This is a genomic window from Mesorhizobium sp. M0208 (assembly GCF_040322015.1).
Taxonomy (GTDB): domain Bacteria; phylum Pseudomonadota; class Alphaproteobacteria; order Rhizobiales; family Rhizobiaceae; genus Mesorhizobium.
Window position 1 is genome coordinate 1 of sequence record NZ_JAMYSP010000023.1, and the last position, 15,914, is coordinate 15,914.

At 61.7% G+C, this 15,914-nt stretch carries 14 protein-coding genes, 2 tRNA genes and 1 pseudogene; 10 read left to right on the top strand and 7 right to left on the bottom strand.

Features of this window, described 5'->3' with window-relative positions:
* Positions 1 to 650 precede the first annotated feature (650 nt).
* Positions 651 to 899 (top strand): annotated as a pseudogene (locus NKJ17_RS21710) (helix-turn-helix domain-containing protein); the annotation flags it as partial.
* A 214-nt stretch (positions 900 to 1,113) separates the two neighbouring features.
* Here NKJ17_RS21710 and NKJ17_RS21715 read toward each other — a convergent pair.
* From NKJ17_RS21715 to NKJ17_RS21730, 4 genes are all read right to left on the bottom strand, one after another.
* Positions 1,114 to 1,383, bottom strand: a complete 270-nt coding sequence (locus NKJ17_RS21715; RefSeq protein WP_352689939.1) for a Rap1a/Tai family immunity protein — start codon at positions 1,381 to 1,383, stop codon at positions 1,114 to 1,116.
* 120 nt (positions 1,384 to 1,503) lie between these two features.
* Entirely contained in the window at positions 1,504 to 1,980 is a 477-nt protein-coding gene (locus NKJ17_RS21720; RefSeq protein WP_352689940.1) for a hypothetical protein, read from the bottom strand.
* Between the two features lie 60 nt (positions 1,981 to 2,040).
* Positions 2,041 to 2,469, bottom strand: coding sequence for a hypothetical protein (locus NKJ17_RS21725; protein WP_352689941.1), 429 nt, complete (start codon positions 2,467 to 2,469; stop codon positions 2,041 to 2,043).
* A gap of 80 nt (positions 2,470 to 2,549) precedes the next feature.
* Positions 2,550 to 2,624, bottom strand: a tRNA-Asn gene (locus tag NKJ17_RS21730).
* A 223-nt stretch (positions 2,625 to 2,847) separates the two neighbouring features.
* Between NKJ17_RS21730 and NKJ17_RS21735 the strand changes: the two genes are divergently transcribed.
* Positions 2,848 to 3,108 carry a hypothetical protein gene (locus tag NKJ17_RS21735; RefSeq protein WP_254818304.1) on the top strand — a complete coding sequence of 87 codons (261 nt, stop codon included), beginning with the start codon at positions 2,848 to 2,850 and terminating at the stop codon, positions 3,106 to 3,108.
* Positions 3,109 to 3,163: 55 nt separating this feature from the next.
* Here the strand turns inward: NKJ17_RS21735 and NKJ17_RS21740 are convergent, their stop codons facing one another.
* Positions 3,164 to 3,364, bottom strand: coding sequence for a hypothetical protein (locus NKJ17_RS21740; protein WP_352505831.1), 201 nt, complete (start codon positions 3,362 to 3,364; stop codon positions 3,164 to 3,166).
* A 216-nt stretch (positions 3,365 to 3,580) separates the two neighbouring features.
* Here NKJ17_RS21740 and NKJ17_RS21745 point away from each other — a divergent pair.
* From NKJ17_RS21745 to NKJ17_RS21780, 8 genes are all read left to right on the top strand, one after another.
* A tRNA-Cys gene (locus tag NKJ17_RS21745) sits at positions 3,581 to 3,654 on the top strand.
* An 89-nt stretch (positions 3,655 to 3,743) separates the two neighbouring features.
* Positions 3,744 to 4,412, top strand: a complete 669-nt coding sequence (locus NKJ17_RS21750) for a protein-L-isoaspartate O-methyltransferase family protein (protein WP_352689942.1) — start codon at positions 3,744 to 3,746, stop codon at positions 4,410 to 4,412.
* Between the two features lie 185 nt (positions 4,413 to 4,597).
* Positions 4,598 to 5,989: a TolC family outer membrane protein gene (locus NKJ17_RS21755; RefSeq protein ID WP_352505833.1), complete on the top strand. Its 1,392-nt coding sequence runs from the start codon at positions 4,598 to 4,600 to the stop codon at positions 5,987 to 5,989.
* A gap of 198 nt (positions 5,990 to 6,187) precedes the next feature.
* Positions 6,188 to 7,099 carry a DUF2497 domain-containing protein gene (locus NKJ17_RS21760; protein ID WP_352689943.1) on the top strand — a complete coding sequence of 304 codons (912 nt, stop codon included), beginning with the start codon at positions 6,188 to 6,190 and terminating at the stop codon, positions 7,097 to 7,099.
* Positions 7,100 to 7,485: 386 nt separating this feature from the next.
* Complete coding sequence (locus NKJ17_RS21765; protein WP_352505835.1) at positions 7,486 to 10,269, top strand: valine--tRNA ligase; 2,784 nt, start codon at positions 7,486 to 7,488, stop codon at positions 10,267 to 10,269.
* A gap of 381 nt (positions 10,270 to 10,650) precedes the next feature.
* Positions 10,651 to 11,871 (top strand): OmpP1/FadL family transporter, encoded by a 1,221-nt coding sequence (locus NKJ17_RS21770; RefSeq protein ID WP_352505836.1) that lies wholly within the window; start codon positions 10,651 to 10,653, stop codon positions 11,869 to 11,871.
* 276 nt (positions 11,872 to 12,147) lie between these two features.
* Positions 12,148 to 13,872 (top strand): dihydroxy-acid dehydratase, encoded by a 1,725-nt coding sequence (gene ilvD / locus NKJ17_RS21775; RefSeq protein WP_352505837.1) that lies wholly within the window; start codon positions 12,148 to 12,150, stop codon positions 13,870 to 13,872.
* Positions 13,859 to 14,695 carry a tetratricopeptide repeat protein gene (locus NKJ17_RS21780; protein ID WP_352505838.1) on the top strand — a complete coding sequence of 279 codons (837 nt, stop codon included), beginning with the start codon at positions 13,859 to 13,861 and terminating at the stop codon, positions 14,693 to 14,695. Before ilvD ends, NKJ17_RS21780 begins: the two co-directional genes overlap by 14 nt.
* 24 nt (positions 14,696 to 14,719) lie before the next feature.
* Here the strand turns inward: NKJ17_RS21780 and NKJ17_RS21785 are convergent, their stop codons facing one another.
* Both NKJ17_RS21785 and xth read right to left on the bottom strand, forming a co-directional pair.
* Complete coding sequence (locus tag NKJ17_RS21785) at positions 14,720 to 15,037, bottom strand: hypothetical protein (RefSeq protein WP_254818311.1); 318 nt, start codon at positions 15,035 to 15,037, stop codon at positions 14,720 to 14,722.
* Positions 15,038 to 15,114: 77 nt separating this feature from the next.
* Positions 15,115 to 15,909, bottom strand: a complete 795-nt coding sequence (gene xth / locus NKJ17_RS21790; RefSeq protein WP_352505839.1) for an exodeoxyribonuclease III — start codon at positions 15,907 to 15,909, stop codon at positions 15,115 to 15,117.
* Between the last annotated feature and the right edge of the window lie 5 nt (positions 15,910 to 15,914).

The following is a 15,914-nucleotide window of genomic DNA, read 5'->3' on the forward strand; positions in this document are numbered from 1 at the left end:
GCCGGGGGCGAAAGCTTCCTGTGCCAAGGCAATAGCTTTCGACCTCTGCCATATTGCCGAGGTCGAGATTACGCGTGTTGCAAGCTCATCATAACACGAAAAATTCATCTGCGGGTCGCCGCCAAATGTGGTGAATGACCTCACGCGAGCGCACTGCCAAATGCTCTTGCGCTGAAGGTCAGGTTCCCGACCTCGATTTGGAGGTTCAAGTCTGCAACGCACAAGGTCGTCAACGGGTCGGTTCCGGACGATAAGCGAAGGTCCGCTCCTGAAAAGCGTCGGGAATGTCTGGAAATGGCGCAACAACGATGTCCAAGATGGTCGCCGGCAACGTCCGCCATCGGGCAACAGCGAAGATCACCTCAACGGCCCATGGGGCGCGAAGCTGCCGATCATTAGTATTTCCGCGCGCTAGTCGCCAGTCCTGCGATCGCGGCTTGCGAAAGAATAGGCGGGGGCGGGCGAGGCCGCTATTCTGCGCTTGATTGCATCCGTCCTCGACGCTCTGACACAAGATCGAAGCGTAGGGAAAAATCGCACGCCGGCATGCAAAATCGCGACTTGGCGTAGAAATGAGCGGCCCGAGACATAGGTGACGATTTGTACCGGACACATAGGTAACACTTTTCGGTTTTTGCCGGGAGGTGTTGATGCCGTGGAGAGAGTGTTCGGTGATGGAGGAACGTCTTCGCTTTGTGGCTCGCCTGCTCGACGGAGAAGGCATGAGCGCGGTGTGCCGGGAGTTCGGGATCTCGCGCAAGACCGGCTACAAGATCTTCAACCGCTACAGGCAAGAGGGGTTGGAGGCGCTTTGCGACCGCTCGCGGCGGCCGGTACGCTATGCCAACCCACTGCCCAAGCAGATCGAGCGGCTGATCGTCGAGAGCAAGCGCGAGAAGGCGAACTGAGCGAGTGGACAAATTGTCCAGACGGCCCGCTGCCTCACGGTCGGTGGCGGGCTTTATCTTGTGGCAGAAAAGTCACGCAGCTTGAAAATGCCGAGCTTCAACCGCTGCGAGCTTTATTATCCAGCTAAGCGAGGCGTACCCTCGTCGAGGGGCAAAAAGGGGACGCTGCCTCTGAGACTCCTCCGAACTCGCGCCCGCTGCCTGCCTATTTCTTCTGTGAGCATGGCCACGCCGCGAGAAGCGCATTGTGGACGATGCCAGGACCGGCCATGTGACGGATTTCTGGGTGAGCAGCCAGGTAGTTGCAGGTAACATCCTCCACTTGTTTGGAGGAAGCACCAATTGGCACACAAATGAACCGCCTCGGGATAACGTTTGAGCCAGTGGCATCATCTATAACGCATACTGACACCTTGGACATCAGCGATTGCCATAGCGTAGCCCCGCACCAGGACACGACTCCCAGCCGATCCATTGGTGCAGAGCTCGTTCAATGCGTTGCCGTCTTCGAAGTATTCAGCAAGCGCTGAAGGTGCGTACGCACTTATCGCGAGAAGCGCCAATGCCAGCGTTGCTGAATAACCTACCATCGTCTTCATACTGGCACCGGTGTAAGACCGGCTGGGTATTCATTGTAGCCGTCTATCTTGAACTCGAACCCTGTGAGGGCCTCGAAGCCTTCCGCAGCATCGTCAACGTGCTCGAAGCCGCGGCCCAGCTCCTTCCACATGTCGCGGCCTAGTTGCCGCAGATCTGGATTGTTCGCGGACCGGACAGAGTGCAGCCACACAAAAAATCCGACGGCGAGCTCGGGTCGATTTTTGGCCTGGAGATCCCTGATCAGTTGCCCGATTTTCAGCGCAAGCGCGGGCTCCTGCATTTCGCACAGGGCTGGCTCAAGCAGGTTCCAACCTCTCGTTTGGGCTACCAAATTCCTGTGGTTGGTCGCGCAGGCCACGATCATACCGACCTCGGAACCATCCATGGCTCGAAGTCGGCCGACAAACTCCTCCAATTCACGCTTCTGAACGTTCGTCGACCAGCCAAGAACCTTGTTGCCCAACCAGCCCATGATCCCCTCCCAAAGTCCCGGGGCGATAGTGGCAGGAAGGCGCAGGAATGCAAGGAGTGCTCAAGCTTCTGGCGAATAGTCCTCGGGGTGCACCAATTTGGGTGAGGAGAACCACAGGTCTCTGAAGGCGACCAGGGGCAGCGTCCAAGGCTCCCATTTGTCCATGGCGCGCAAGATGAACAGGCCAGCTTCGAAGGCGACCAAAGCGCGCGTTTGTTCAGGCCTATCATGCTTGAGCCAGTCTCGCGTCTCGTTGAGACGCCGGATCCAGACTTTGTTTTCCTCGATAGGGCGAGATCGGTTATCCCGAATGGTCGTCCAAAGGCCGCCCGTCTTCTCAGGCCCCATGTCTTCAGCAGCTCCCGCCAGTGTGACAGTGACGGCAAACTGCCCAGCGTGGAACGCAGCAATCGCGGCTTCGATCTGTTGAACCGCTGCTTCGTGCTTGGTGACCGTGAAGACCCGGTAGAAAGGCCGCTTCTCTCGCATCTGTAGCCCTAGGTGTAGCCCAGTCAGCCAATCGCGCAAAACTGCGGAACTCGAAAACGCCTCTAAGCCTTTGAAATTATTGGCTCCCCGGGCCGGATTCGAACCAGCGACCAACCGGTTAACAGCCGGTTGCTCTACCACTGAGCTACCGGGGAACAGAGGCTCTTGCGTGAGTGGGGCAGCCTATAGCAAACCCGTTTCGGCTTTGCAAAGAAGCATTTCGCATTTTTTCGACGCTTTTTGGCGCGGGGCATCCTGGCAGTGGCCGGCAAGCGCCCTCATATGAGCTGTCTCTCGCCTGTCACGGAACGGAAAAGGCCGTTGCGGCTTTCTCCGGGTGATGGTGGTGCTACTGAAGCAAACGGATCGATATTTCACATGACGGCAATGAGCGACGACCAGCCACCGGCCCGGAAAATCTCGGTCTTCGGCCGCCAGTTCACCATGCCGCGCTCGCGCGGCCTCCGGATTGCGATCGGCGTCGTGCTGATCATCGGCGGCATTCTCGGCTTCTTGCCGATCCTGGGTTTCTGGATGGTGCCGATCGGATTGCTGGTGCTCTCCTACGAATTCGCGTTGGTGCGCCGTCACCGGCGCCGCTTCGTCGTCTGGTGGGAGCGACGCCGCCGGCCGGATTGAGGTTGCCCTGCTGACAGGCGGGAAACAGGGCAATTGTTTGAGAGCGGCGTGGTCATCACCGAGGCTGGTCGAAACAGCTTTCCAGGCGTTCGCAGAGCTCCTTGAGAACGGCGGTAGCCGATGCCAGCCGCGCCCGGTCGCGCGGCGGCAGGCTGTTTGCGCCTTCTATGCTGAGGCGATCGATGGCATAGCGCACAAGCTCTGCAGACTGCGACAATCCGCGCGGTGTGCCGTCTTTCGTAGCTGCTCGACCCATGGCGGAACCCTTCTTTCTGCCCAACGTGGCCGCCGGTTTCGGGTTCCTGTCGCCGAGGATCATCCTTAACGATAAGCTAATATGTTATTGCTAGCATGGCATTGCATTGATAAGCAGTGCCTCGATGTCGGAAGAACCGTTGGGAATGCATGGTGGCCGCTTGACGGCATTTTCGCCGCAACCTATTGGAGCCGGGTGGAACGCCGGGAGCAATGAGGCCTCGTGGCGGAGTGGTTACGCAGAGGACTGCAAATCCTTGCACCCCGGTTCGATTCCGGGCGAGGCCTCCAATGCCCGAGCTCCCGCGCGTCAGCGCCAGGGGGCTTCAGTTCCGGTCGAAACAGCCGCGGCCTTTGCGCGGCAAGCGGATGGTTGGAACATGAGCGCTGATTTTGCCGAACGCCGGGTGAAGATGGTCGACGGCCAGATCCGCACCACCGACGTGACCAGCGCACCGCTGCTCGAGGCTATGCTTGTCGTGCCGCGCGAGGCCTTTGTTGCCCCCGGCCAGCGTGACCTTGCCTATATCGACGAGGACATCCGCATTGCCGATACGGCCGATGGTCCGCGCTATCTGATGGAACCGTCGCCATTGGCCAAGCTGATGCAGCTGGCCGATATCGGCCCAAGCGATTCGGCACTCGATGTCGGCTGCGGCACCGGCTATGCGGCGGCGATCCTGTCGCGGCTGGCAAGGTCCGTCGTCGCGCTGGAAAGCGATCCGGCGCTGGCCGAGACCGCCACTTCGACGCTTGCTGCGCTGGGTTCCGGCAATGTCACCGTGGTCCAGGGACCGTTGCCGCAAGGCCATGCCGCCAATGGGCCTTACGACGTCATCTTGATCGGTGGCAGCGTCGGCGAGGTGCCGGCGGCGCTGTTCGACCAGCTTGCCGAAGGCGGCCGACTCGTCGCCGTTGAAGGGCAGGGCAATTCGGGCGTAGCCCGGCTTTTTTTTAAGACTGGGGGGGTTGTAACGGGAAGACGCGCATTTAATGCGGCAATTAAGCCACTACCGGGATTCGAACGCATTCCCGCCTTCGAATTCTGAGTGATTTTGCCTTGCAGCGAAGGCGTTGTCATGATCGCTTGCGTTTGAACAATCGTTGCTGATCTGCATAACCGGGCGTTTCTGGGGCTTTCAGCGGGGGAACGATAAAAAACGCGGCGCCGGCTGATCAGAAGGAGAAGCCAGCGTGGCGCAGTTCCCGTGCAAAACGAATGAGGGAATATAACGTGCCGTCTGTACGCAAGTTGCTTTTTACCGCCGTCCTCGTTTCGGCGACCGCGCTTTCTCCATTGGCCGCCTCGGCCGAAACCATTCTCGGGGCGCTGTCAAAAGCCTACCAGAACAATTCCTCGCTTAATTCTTCGCGCGCCGGCGCCCGCGTCACCGACGAGGGCGTTGCTATTGCCAAGTCCGGCTACCGCCCGACCATCACCGGTTCCGGAAGTATTGATTATACCGCCAGCCACAGCAACCGGTTGCACCGAAACATCTCGATAACCACCGGCAACTTCGGCGTCGAGATCGATCAGACGCTGTTTGACGGTTTTCAGACCAGGAACAATGTGGCGGCCGCCGAATCGCGGGTCCGCGCTTCGTTCGAAAGCCTGCGCAACGCCGAAGAAAACACTCTCTTCAACGCGGCAAGTGCCTATATGGACGTTATCCGCGACCGTCAGGTCGCCGTGCTGACCGAACAGAACCTGCAATTCCTGACCGAGCAGGCGCGTGCGGCGCGTTCGCGCTTCGAGGTCGGCGAAGGTACGCGCACCGACGTCGCGCAAGCCGACGCCCAGCGCGCCTCCGCGGTGGCGCAGTTGAGTGCCGCCCGCGCCACGGCGCTGGCAAGTGCTGCGACCTATCGCCAGGTCGTCGGCGACGAGCCGGGCAAGCTCAGGCCGGCTGCGCCGGTGTCGAAGCTGTTGCCGTCGAGCCTCGATGCGGCGATCGCGATCGCATCGGCCGAGCATCCGGCCATCCTCGCCACCGCGCATCTGGTCGACGCGGCGGCGTTTTCGGTGAAGTCTGCCGAAGGCGCGCTGCTGCCGCAGCTCTCGGCGTCGGCGGGTGTTTCGAGTGCCATTCGCGGCACCGCGCCGGGCTCGCTCTCCTCGACACAGGATGGCGTAACCAATTCGGCGAACATCGGCGCGACACTGACGATACCGATATATTCCGGCGGCCGCACTTCGGCACTGGTTCGCCAATCAAAGGAATCACTTAGCCAGGCCCGTATCGAGGTCGATGTCAGCCGCGACACCGTGCGCCAGGCTGTGACCTCCGCATGGTCGCAATACACTGCCGCGCAGCAAAGCGTCACGGCCAATCGGCAGGTGGTCGCAGCCGCACAGCTTGCCCTGAACGGCGTCATCGAGGAGCGCAATGTCGGCCAGCGCACCACGCTCGACGTGCTCAACGCGCAGGCGACCCTCATCACCGCCAAGATCAATCTTGTCAGCGCCGAACGCGATGTGGTGGTGGCAAGCTATGCCATCCTCTCGGCGGTTGGCCATTTGTCGGCAGACCGCCTTGCTCTCAACGTGACGAAGTACAGGCCGGAAGAGCATTACGACGCCGTCAAGGACAAGTGGATCGGCCTGCGCACGCCGGACGGCCGCTGATCGCCAGGCCGTGTCTTCAGCCCGCGCTCGAACGACGCGCGGGCTCCAACTCCCGACCCTAATCTGTTGAAATCCGAGATGTCGCCAGATTGGGGATTCTCGCAAGGCGTTCCGTCGGTTACGCTGTTGCCATGATTCGAATCCGGCATTGCCGGACAGGAAATCTGAGAACGAGTCACAAGGGCGGCGGATGTGACGATGGCGACGGCGAGCAGCGTACAGCGCGAACCTTCCATGGAAGAGATACTGGCTTCCATCAGAAGGATCATCGAGGACAGCGATACCGGCCGCAAGCAGCCGGGCGAAGCAGACGAGCTGCGCCAGGATCTGCAACCGGCACCGGCAGCCGGACGCACAGCGGAGGCGGATGCGTTCCGCTCCGAACTGCGCGGCGGACTGGAGATCGCCAAGCCGGCCACGCGGGCCGAGGTGCAGCCAACGGCCGCATCAGTTATTGAGCGCCTGGAAACGCCGCTCCGCCCCGGCCCGGTAAAAGCACCGGTGACGCTGGCTGAGGTGAACGCCGCTCCCGCACCGGCTGCAAAGCCGGATCGGCCTGCGATGGCCAACGCTGGCGAGACGACCGACACCATCATTGCCGATTGGCGGCGCGAGATCGCCGCGGTCGGCGACGCGATGGCCAAGCCGGAGCGCGCCGAGCCACCCCGGACGCCGGACGCCGAGCCGAAAGCCGAGGTTTTCGAGGACGAGGCGACTGCTGGACCTGCGCCGGAGCATTCGGAAATTGGGCCGGAGCTTTCGGAGGGCGGCCCGCAACCTTCGGAACTCGGCCCGGAACCTTCGAAAATCGACCTGGAATCTTCGAAAATCGGCCCGGAATCTTCGAAAGTCGGATTGGCGCGTCCGGCGGCGAGCGAGCCGCCGCCCGCACGCCCGGCGATCCTTTCGGAGCATACGGGCCGGCAGGTTGCCGCCGCCTTCGGCGAGCTTTCCGACGCGTTTGCCAGCCGCAGCAAGAAGACCTTCGACGAGATGGCTGAAGAGATGCTGCGGCCCATGCTGCAGGACTGGCTGGACAACAACCTGCCGACGCTGGTCGAGCGGCTGGTGCGCGAGGAAATCGAGCGCGTCGCGCGCGGCGCACAATAGCAGTTCGGAGGAAACGCCGCCGATAGGCGGCTCGACCGGCGAATTGTCGAAGTCGGCGCTGCCCCTCATCCGCCTTGCCGGCACCTTCTCCCCGCATAGTGAGAAGGGATTGGCCGCAACCTGGGGCGCCTTTTCCGCAACGTTTGTGATTGGCGAAAGCTTCGGTACAGGCGTCTTTCTCCCCGTCACCATACGAGGAGAAATGCCCGGCAGGGCAATGAGGGCGGCGCAAACCTGAAGCGATTGCCTTGCAACATTCAGTTGCGCGAGTTGCACCGAACCATCCCGGCGCTATCTATTGGCCATGCCGCCGTTGCGGTTGACTTGGCAACAACCTTCCGATTTACACCGGACCACAGATTCCGGACAGCGCGGACCGTTTTCCCATGCTCGAAAAGACCTACGACGCCAAAGCCGTCGAGCCGAAGATTGCCAGGATCTGGGAAGAGGCCGACGCGTTTCGGGCCGGCGCCGGGGCCGAGGAGGGGGCTGAAGCCTTCACGATCGTCATCCCGCCGCCGAACGTCACCGGCTCGCTGCATATGGGCCACGCGCTCAACAACACGCTGCAGGACATTCTGGTGCGCTTCGAGCGCATGCGCGGCAAGAACGTGCTGTGGCAGCCGGGGATGGATCATGCCGGCATCGCCACGCAGATGGTGGTCGAGCGCCAGCTGATGGAAAAGCAGATCCACCGCCGCGACCTGACGCGCGATGAGTTCATCGACAAGGTGTGGGAGTGGAAGGCAGAATCCGGCGGCGCCATCCTCAACCAGCTGAAGCGGCTCGGGGCCTCGGCCGACTGGAGCCGGGAGCGCTTCACCATGGACGAGGGCCTGTCCAAGGCCGTGCTCGAAGTGTTCGTGACGCTCTACAAGGAAGGGCTGATCTACAAGGACAAGCGCCTTGTGAACTGGGACCCGAAGCTGTTGACCGCCATCTCGGATCTCGAGGTCGAGCAGCAGGAAGTCAACGGCAACCTCTGGCACTTCCGCTATCCGGTCGAAGGCATGACCTTCGATCCGGAAAATCCGAAGACCTTCATCACCGTTGCGACGACCCGGCCGGAGACGATGCTGGGCGATACGGCTGTCGCAGTCCACCCCGACGACGAGCGTTTCCGGCATCTTGTCGGCAAGAAACTCATCCTGCCGATCGTCGGCCGCAGGATCCCGGTGGTCGCGGACGAGTATTCCGATCCTGAAAAAGGCAGCGGTGCGGTCAAGATCACGCCGGCGCATGACTTCAACGATTTCGAGGTCGGCAAGCGCCACCGGCTGCCGGCGGTCAACATCCTCGCCGTCAATGCGGCGGTGAGCCTCAAGGACAATGAGGACTTTCTCGCCGGGCTGGAAGTGACGCCGGAGCACCAGGCCGTATGGGACAGCCTCGACGGCCTGGACCGTTTCGATGCGCGCAAGAAGATCGTCGAGTTGATGGAGGCGGGCGGCTTTCTCGAGAAGGTCGAGCCGCATCGCCACACGGTGCCGCACGGCGACCGCGGCGGCGTGCCGATCGAGCCGTTTCTGACCGACCAATGGTATGTCAATGCGGCGGAACTGGCCAAGCCGGCGATCGCCTCGGTGCGCGAGAGCCGTACCAATTTCGTGCCCAAAAACTGGGAAAAGACCTATTTCGACTGGATGGAGAACATCCAGCCCTGGTGCATTTCGCGCCAGCTCTGGTGGGGCCACCAGATCCCTGCCTGGTATGGGCCGGACGGGCATGTCTTTGTCGAAAAGACCGAGGAAGAGGCACTCGGTGCCGCCGTCGAATATTATCTGGCGCTGGAAGGGCCGTGGAAGGCCTGGGTCGAGGACAAGCTCGAGAATTTCCAGCCTGGCGAGATCCTGACCCGCGACGAGGACGTGCTCGATACATGGTTCTCGTCGGCGCTGTGGCCGTTCTCGACGCTTGGCTGGCCGGATCAGACGCCGGAGCTGAAGACCTATTACCCGACCGACGTGCTGGTGACCGGTTTTGACATCATCTTCTTCTGGGTCGCCCGCATGATGATGATGGGCCTGCATTTCATGGATCAGGAGCCGTTTCATACCGTCTATGTCCATGCGTTGGTTCGCGACAAGAACGGGCAGAAGATGTCGAAGTCGAAAGGCAACGTCATCGATCCGCTCGAGCTCATCGACGAATACGGCGCCGATGCGCTGCGCTTCACCTTGACGGTGATGGCAGCGCAAGGGCGCGACGTTAAGCTCGATCCGGCCCGCATTGCAGGTTATCGCAATTTCGGCACCAAGCTGTGGAACGCGACGCGCTTCGCCGAGATGAACGAAGTGGCGCGCGACGACGATTTCTGGCTGCAGGACGCCAAGCTGGCGGTCAACCGCTGGATCCTGACGGAGCTGACGCGAGCCGCGCGCGACATAACCGACGGCATCACCTCGTATCGCTTCAACGAGGCGGCGGGTGCTGCCTACCGGTTCGTCTGGAACCAGTTCTGCGACTGGTATCTGGAACTGCTGAAGCCGGTGTTCATGGGCGCCGACGAGGCCGCCAAGGCCGAGAGCAGGGCATGCGTGGCCTTCGTGCTGGACGAGATCTACAAGCTGCTGCATCCGATGATGCCGTTCATGACCGAAGAACTGTGGGCCGAAACCGCCGGCGAGGGCAGGCAACGGCCGTCGCTGCTTTGTCATGCGGCTTGGCCGTCGCCCGACTTCGAGGACGAGGCGGCCGCCGCCGATATTAACTGGCTGGTCGATCTCGTCTCCGGCATCCGCTCGGTGCGTTCGGAGATGAACGTGCCGCCGGCGGCGATCGCACCGCTCGTGGTGATCGGCGCCAACGAAACGACGCGCGAAAGGCTCGAGCGTCAGGGCTCGGCCATCAAGCGTCTGGCGCGGGTCGGCGACATCTCGCTAGCGGAGGCGCCACCCAGGGGATCCGCCCAGATCGTCGTCAACGAGGCGACCATCTGCCTGCCGCTCGGCAGCCTGATCGACCTTGCCGCCGAGGCAGCGCGCCTGCACAAGGAGCTTGCCAAGGTGACCGAGGAAATAGCGCGGCTCTACAAGAAGCTGTCCAACGAGAAATTCGTCGCCAACGCGCCGGAAGAGGTAGTGGAGGCCGAGCGTGAAAAACTCGCCGAATATCGCGAGGCGCAAGAGAAGCTTTCGGTGGCATTGGCGCGGGTGCGCGATGCGGGCTGATCAAACAAACCGGGCCGGCTGGCCGCAATAGATTCGCCGGTCACGAATCTGCTTTCCAGCTAGGCCGCCTGCCACGAAAACAGGCATTCCGCAGCGTAAATCTTGAGGCAAACTGAATGTTTTTGCCCCATTGTTGCCATAATGTAACAATGGCCGGCTGGGCAGGCAAAATTCCCTGTTCCCTGGTGATTTAGGCGGTTTTACCAAGTTTTCTCGTCGATTTGCATTGAGGCGGCCATTTTCCTGCCTCGGTAAGAAGGCCGACACCTTGTCGGAAATGCGGTCCGCCAAGGTATACATGTACGCACGGCGAATTCGTTGTTGCGCCGTTAACCTGAATTGGTTCTAGCTTGATGCAAGGACATTTCGGGGAGGAGATTCATGTGTTGTTCGCGTCTGAAAGTGCTGCTGGGCGCGGGGGCTTTTTCGCTGGCTTTTGCTGGGACGGTGCAAGCCGGGGGCTTTGACCGGGGCGGCGTCAACATCGACCAGCTGTTCGACGCGGCGCCATATTCGTTCGATGCGGGCGTCACCTATGTTTCGCCACAGCGCAAACTCAAGAATGTGCAGCGTCTCGATGGCTCGGGTTTGTCGACATCGGCGGTGGACGTTGGTGGCGATTATGCGGTGCCGCATGTCGGTATCAAAGCCAACATCTTTGAGCCCGTAGACTGTCTTGCCACCTATACGAGACCGTATGGTGCGGACGCGAATTTCGGCCTGAACAACGCCTATTCGCCGACAGCGGTCAAATACGCCGTCGACACAGACGATTTCGGTCTCACCTGCTCCTATAAGGTGAACGTCGGCAAAGGCGCCATACGATTCATCGGCGGTGTCTCCTACCAGCAGGTAGACGCGTTTCTTTCCCGTCAGACACTGCTCGCCTTCGGCAATACCGGCCTCGGCGTCTTCAAACTATCCGACGAGGCATGGGGTTGGCGTGCAGGCGCAGCCTATGAGATCCCCGAGATCGCTCTGCGCGCCAGCCTAATGTACTCTTCGAGCTACAAATATGACGGGCTGTCGGGAACCGTCGACACGACCGGCTTCAGGGGCGCCTTTCCAGCGGATCTGATTCCCGGCTCTACCGGCGTGTACCCAGTCTCGGCGTCGGCTGAGATACCTCAAGCTCTGGAATTCAAGCTGCAGAGCGGCATAGCTCCTGGCTGGCTGGCCTTTGGTTCCGTCCGCTGGCAGGAGTGGAGCAAGCTTGGCGTCATTGCCATCAATGGCGTGCGCAGTCCGGTAACCGGTGCTCCCTCGCCCGTTTCATTCGATCTGCTTTATCGCGACGGCTGGACGGTCACCGGCGGCATCGGTCACAAGTTCACCGATCAATTGTCGGGCGTGGTTTCGCTGACCTGGGATCGCGGCACCTCGACGACCTCCGGCTATCAGTCGGATACCTGGGCCGTGGCCAGCGGCGTCTCCTATTCGCCGAACGACCAGATCGAGGTCAGGCTCGGCGGCTCGATCGGTGTGCTGACGAGCGGGTCATCGACTTTCAGCGGTGTCGGCGACGAGGCAAATGCCGTCACCTACACTTACGACAACGACCTGCTTCTCGCCGGTTCGGCTTCCGTTAAGATCAAGTTCTAACTACGGATTTTTAAACGCCAAAACGGCCGGGCACTGCCCGGTCGGTTCGTTCGGCGCTCGTCCGGCATTCGGCGGCGCAACAATTGCCCCCAAGATGTTCGCTCCTGTAATTGTGACGTTTTGGCAACAGTTTCTGAACAACCCTCGCGCCACCCGGCCGCCCGGGAACATTGCCCATTTCCCGCCATAAACGCGGCGCACCTCGAATTTGTCTCGGGACACGCGCCAAAAGGCTAGGCGAAGAGGCAGGCCGCACCGCCCGCGGCAAGGACGAGTATGGACACCAGAGCGATCTCCAAGGCCAAGCTGCCGAGCCGCCACGTGACCGTTGGTCCCGAGCGGGCGCCGCATCGCTCCTACCTCTATGCTATGGGGCTGTCGGCGGCCGAGATCGCGCAGCCGCTGGTCGGTGTCGCCAGCTGCTGGAACGAAGCCGCACCCTGCAACATCTCGCTGATGCGCCAGGCGCAAGTGGTCAAAAAGGGCGTGGCGGCGGCCAACGGCACGCCACGCGAATTCTGCACCATCACCGTCACCGACGGCATCGCCATGGGCCATCAGGGCATGAAGTCGTCGCTGGTGTCGCGCGAGGTCATCGCCGACTCGGTCGAACTCACCATGCGCGGCCATTGCTACGATGCGCTGGTTGGATTGGCCGGTTGCGACAAGTCGCTGCCCGGCATGATGATGGCCATGGTGCGCCTCAACGTACCGTCGATCTTCATCTATGGCGGCTCGATCCTGCCCGGCAGCTACCGTGGCCGGCAGATCACCGTGCAGGACGTGTTCGAGGCGGTGGGCCAGCACTCGGTCGGCACCATCAGCGACGCCGAGCTGCTCGAGATCGAGCAAGCCGCCTGTCCTTCGGCCGGCTCCTGCGGCGCCCAGTTCACCGCCAACACCATGGCCACCGTCGCTGAGGCCATCGGCCTGGCGCTGCCCTATTCCTGCGGCGCGCCTGCACCCTACGAGATGCGTGACCGCTTCAATTTCGCTTCCGGCGAAAAGATCATGGAGCTGATCGCAAGGAACATCCGCCCGCGCGACATCGTTACCATGGAAGCGTTGGAAAATGCCGCGACCGTGGTCTCGGCCACCGGCGGCTCGACCAACGCGGCGCTGCATCTGCCGGCGATCGCGCACGAGGCCGGGATAAAGTTCGATCTTTTCGACGTGGCCAGGATATTTGAGAAGACACCCTACATCGCCGACCTCAAGCCGGGCGGCAAGTACGTCGCCAAGGACATGTTCGAGGCCGGCGGCATTCCGCTCTTGATGAAGACGCTGCTCGACCATGGCTACCTTCATGGCGATTGCCTGACGGTGACTGGCCGCACTTTGGCCGAAAATATGGAACATGTTTCCTGGAATGACAGCCAGGATGTGGTCCGTCCCGCCAACAGGCCGATTACCCAGACCGGCGGGGTCGTGGGCTTGAAGGGTAACCTTGCCCCCGAAGGCGCGATCGTGAAGGTCGCCGGCATGACGGAGCTGAAATTCTCGGGTCCGGCGCGCTGCTTCGATTCGGAAGAGGAATGTTTCGAAGCGGTTACGCATCGCAACTATAGGGAAGGCGAGGTTCTCGTCATCCGCTACGAGGGTCCGCGCGGCGGCCCGGGCATGCGCGAAATGCTGTCGACGACGGCGGCTCTCTACGGCCAGGGCATGGGCGGCAAGGTGGCGCTCATCACCGACGGGCGTTTTTCGGGCGCAACGCGCGGTTTCTGCATCGGCCATGTCGGGCCGGAAGCGGCAGTGGGCGGCCCGATCGGGCTGCTTAGGGATGGCGACTTGATCTCGATCGATGCGGTGAACGGCACGATCGAGGTTGCATTGTCCAAAGCCGAACTGGCGGCGAGGGCAAAGGCATGGAAGGCGCGCACGACCGACTATCAATCGGGCGCGATCTGGAAATACGCACAGACGGTCGGATCTGCCCGCGACGGCGCGGTCACCCATCCCGGCGGTGCCAAAGAAACACACTGCTATGCGGACATCTGAGTTGTTGAGGTCGTCTGTCCTTTCGGCAATGGTTGCGCTCGCCACGTTTGGCGCGACCTTGGGCGCCGTCGGCCAGGCCATGGCCTTTGACGACAAGGTGTTCGACGACAAGACCGGCGTGAAGCCGCAGTCGAGCCCGTGGGCGGTGTTCCAGTTCGGCTTTTCCGCCTACAAGAACGGCCATAAGGAGCAGGCCGCGGAAGCCTATAAATATGCCGCCGAGAACGGCCAGATCGGCGCCACCTGGAAGCTTGCGCGCATGTATGCCGAAGGCGATGGCGTGGCGCGAGACGACTACGCGGCGTTCAAGTTCTTCTCAGAGATCGTCGACCAGGATGTCGAGCCCGGTTCGCCCGAGGAAAGCTATGTTTCGGACGCATTGGTGGCGCTTGGCGACTATCTGAGGAAGGGCATTCCCGGCAGCCCCGTCGAGGAGAACGAGGTGGCGGCCCAGGAATATTACATGCGTGCCGCCGCCAACTACCGCAATCCGAATGCCCAGTTCGAGATGGGCCAGATGTTCCTCAAGGGTGAGGGCGGCGTCAAGGCCAGCGTCAAGCAGGCAGGACGCTGGTTCCAGCTGGCGGCCGAAAAGGGCCATGCGGGCGCGCAGGCGACGCTCGGCAATCTGCTCTTCCAAAGCGGCAAGATCGTGCGAGGGCTGGCGATGATGACCGCGGCGCTCGAACGGGCCTCACCTGCCGACCAGCCATGGATCCGTGGCATGCAGGAAGAAGCGTTTGCCGCCGCCGGCGAAGCCGACCGCCGCACCGCGATCTCGCTGGCCGACGACATCCTCACCAAGGGTGGCGGCGACCAGTAGGCCGGCAGAAATTCCGTTTTGAGATCAATTCTCGTTCGGTTCCGCCGGCATGCCGCTGGGCGCCGGCGTTGAGATCGGTGTGCCTTGCAAATGCGGGGCCGGCGTGTCCTCCGGGCATCCATCCCGCTGCTTTGTCCAGGACGTGTTGTTGAGCACCATCTCGCAACGGGCGAGGTAGCTTTGGCCGGCAGGCGTCAGACAGGCGACCCGGCCGATCTGGAATGATTTGCCGTTGGCAAGGCACTCTGCATCGGCAAAAGCCGGCGTCGCCACCGCCATCGCAAGCGCGCAGCCAATCGGGCAGAGTGCAAATCGAGTAGTCATGGGAACCCCAGCCACCATGATGATTTCGCATCAAGCGCGCGATTTGTGGCGATAAGAGGTCAACTTATCAATGTGCCGCCGGACGGCAGGTCCCGTCAGGCTGGCCGCAGCGCCAGATCGATCGCCACCGGCACGTGGTCGGAGGGTTTTTCCCAGGCGCGCACCTGCTTCTCGATCGAAGCCGAGGAAAACCAGTTGGCGGCTTCGGGCGACAGAAGCAAATGGTCGATGCGGATGCCGTTGTTCTTCTGCCAGGCGCCGGCCTGATAGTCCCAGAACGTAAAGACGTCCGCGGAGTCGGTGACGGCACGCACGGCTTCGGTGAAGCCGAGATTCTTCAGCCGCCGGAACGCCTGCCGCGTCGCGGGCTGGAACAGTGCATCGCTTAGCCAGTTTTCCGGATATTTCGCGTCGATTGGCTCGGGGATGACATTGTAGTCGCCGGCCAGGACCAGCGGCTCTTCCAGAGCAAGCCGCTCCTCAGCCCAGCGCTCAAGTCGCGCCATCCAGGAAAGCTTGTAGGAGAACTTCTTCTCGTCGTCGATCGGGTTGCCGTTCGGCAGATAGATCGAGGCAACGCGCAAGGCGCCCTTGTCGGTCGAGAACACGCCCTCGATGAAACGCGCCTGTTCGTCGGCATCGTCGCCCGGCAAGCCGCGATTGACCTCATCGAAACGCAGCTTCGACAGGATAGCGACGCCGTTGAAGCCTTTTTGGCCGTAAGTCTCGACATTGTAACCGAGCGCCTCGATCTCGGCGCGAGGAAACTGCTCGTCGACCGTCTTGATCTCCTGCAGGCAGGCGATGTCGGGCGCGCTTTCCGTCAGCCAGTGGGTCAAATTGCCGATGCGGGCGCGAACGCCGTTGATGTTCCAGGTGACGATTTTCATGGCGG

What these genes read in the sequence shown, in the direction of transcription:
- NKJ17_RS21715 (WP_352689939.1), bottom strand. Translation starts at nt 1,383, where the DNA reads ATGGATCGGCTGGGAGTCGTGTCCTGGTGCGGGGCTACGCTATGGCAA.
- NKJ17_RS21720 (WP_352689940.1), bottom strand. Translation starts at nt 1,980, where the DNA reads ATGGGCTGGTTGGGCAACAAGGTTCTTGGCTGGTCGACGAACGTTCAG.
- NKJ17_RS21725 (WP_352689941.1), bottom strand. Translation starts at nt 2,469, where the DNA reads ATGCGAGAGAAGCGGCCTTTCTACCGGGTCTTCACGGTCACCAAGCAC.
- NKJ17_RS21735 (WP_254818304.1), top strand. Translation starts at nt 2,848, where the DNA reads ATGACGGCAATGAGCGACGACCAGCCACCGGCCCGGAAAATCTCGGTC.
- NKJ17_RS21740 (WP_352505831.1), bottom strand. Translation starts at nt 3,364, where the DNA reads ATGGGTCGAGCAGCTACGAAAGACGGCACACCGCGCGGATTGTCGCAG.
- NKJ17_RS21750 (WP_352689942.1), top strand. Translation starts at nt 3,744, where the DNA reads ATGAGCGCTGATTTTGCCGAACGCCGGGTGAAGATGGTCGACGGCCAG.
- NKJ17_RS21760 (WP_352689943.1), top strand. Translation starts at nt 6,188, where the DNA reads ATGGCGACGGCGAGCAGCGTACAGCGCGAACCTTCCATGGAAGAGATA.
- NKJ17_RS21765 (WP_352505835.1), top strand. Translation starts at nt 7,486, where the DNA reads ATGCTCGAAAAGACCTACGACGCCAAAGCCGTCGAGCCGAAGATTGCC.
- NKJ17_RS21770 (WP_352505836.1), top strand. Translation starts at nt 10,651, where the DNA reads ATGTGTTGTTCGCGTCTGAAAGTGCTGCTGGGCGCGGGGGCTTTTTCG.
- ilvD (WP_352505837.1), top strand. Translation starts at nt 12,148, where the DNA reads ATGGACACCAGAGCGATCTCCAAGGCCAAGCTGCCGAGCCGCCACGTG.
- NKJ17_RS21780 (WP_352505838.1), top strand. Translation starts at nt 13,859, where the DNA reads ATGCGGACATCTGAGTTGTTGAGGTCGTCTGTCCTTTCGGCAATGGTT.
- NKJ17_RS21785 (WP_254818311.1), bottom strand. Translation starts at nt 15,037, where the DNA reads ATGGTGGCTGGGGTTCCCATGACTACTCGATTTGCACTCTGCCCGATT.
- xth (WP_352505839.1), bottom strand. Translation starts at nt 15,909, where the DNA reads ATGAAAATCGTCACCTGGAACATCAACGGCGTTCGCGCCCGCATCGGC.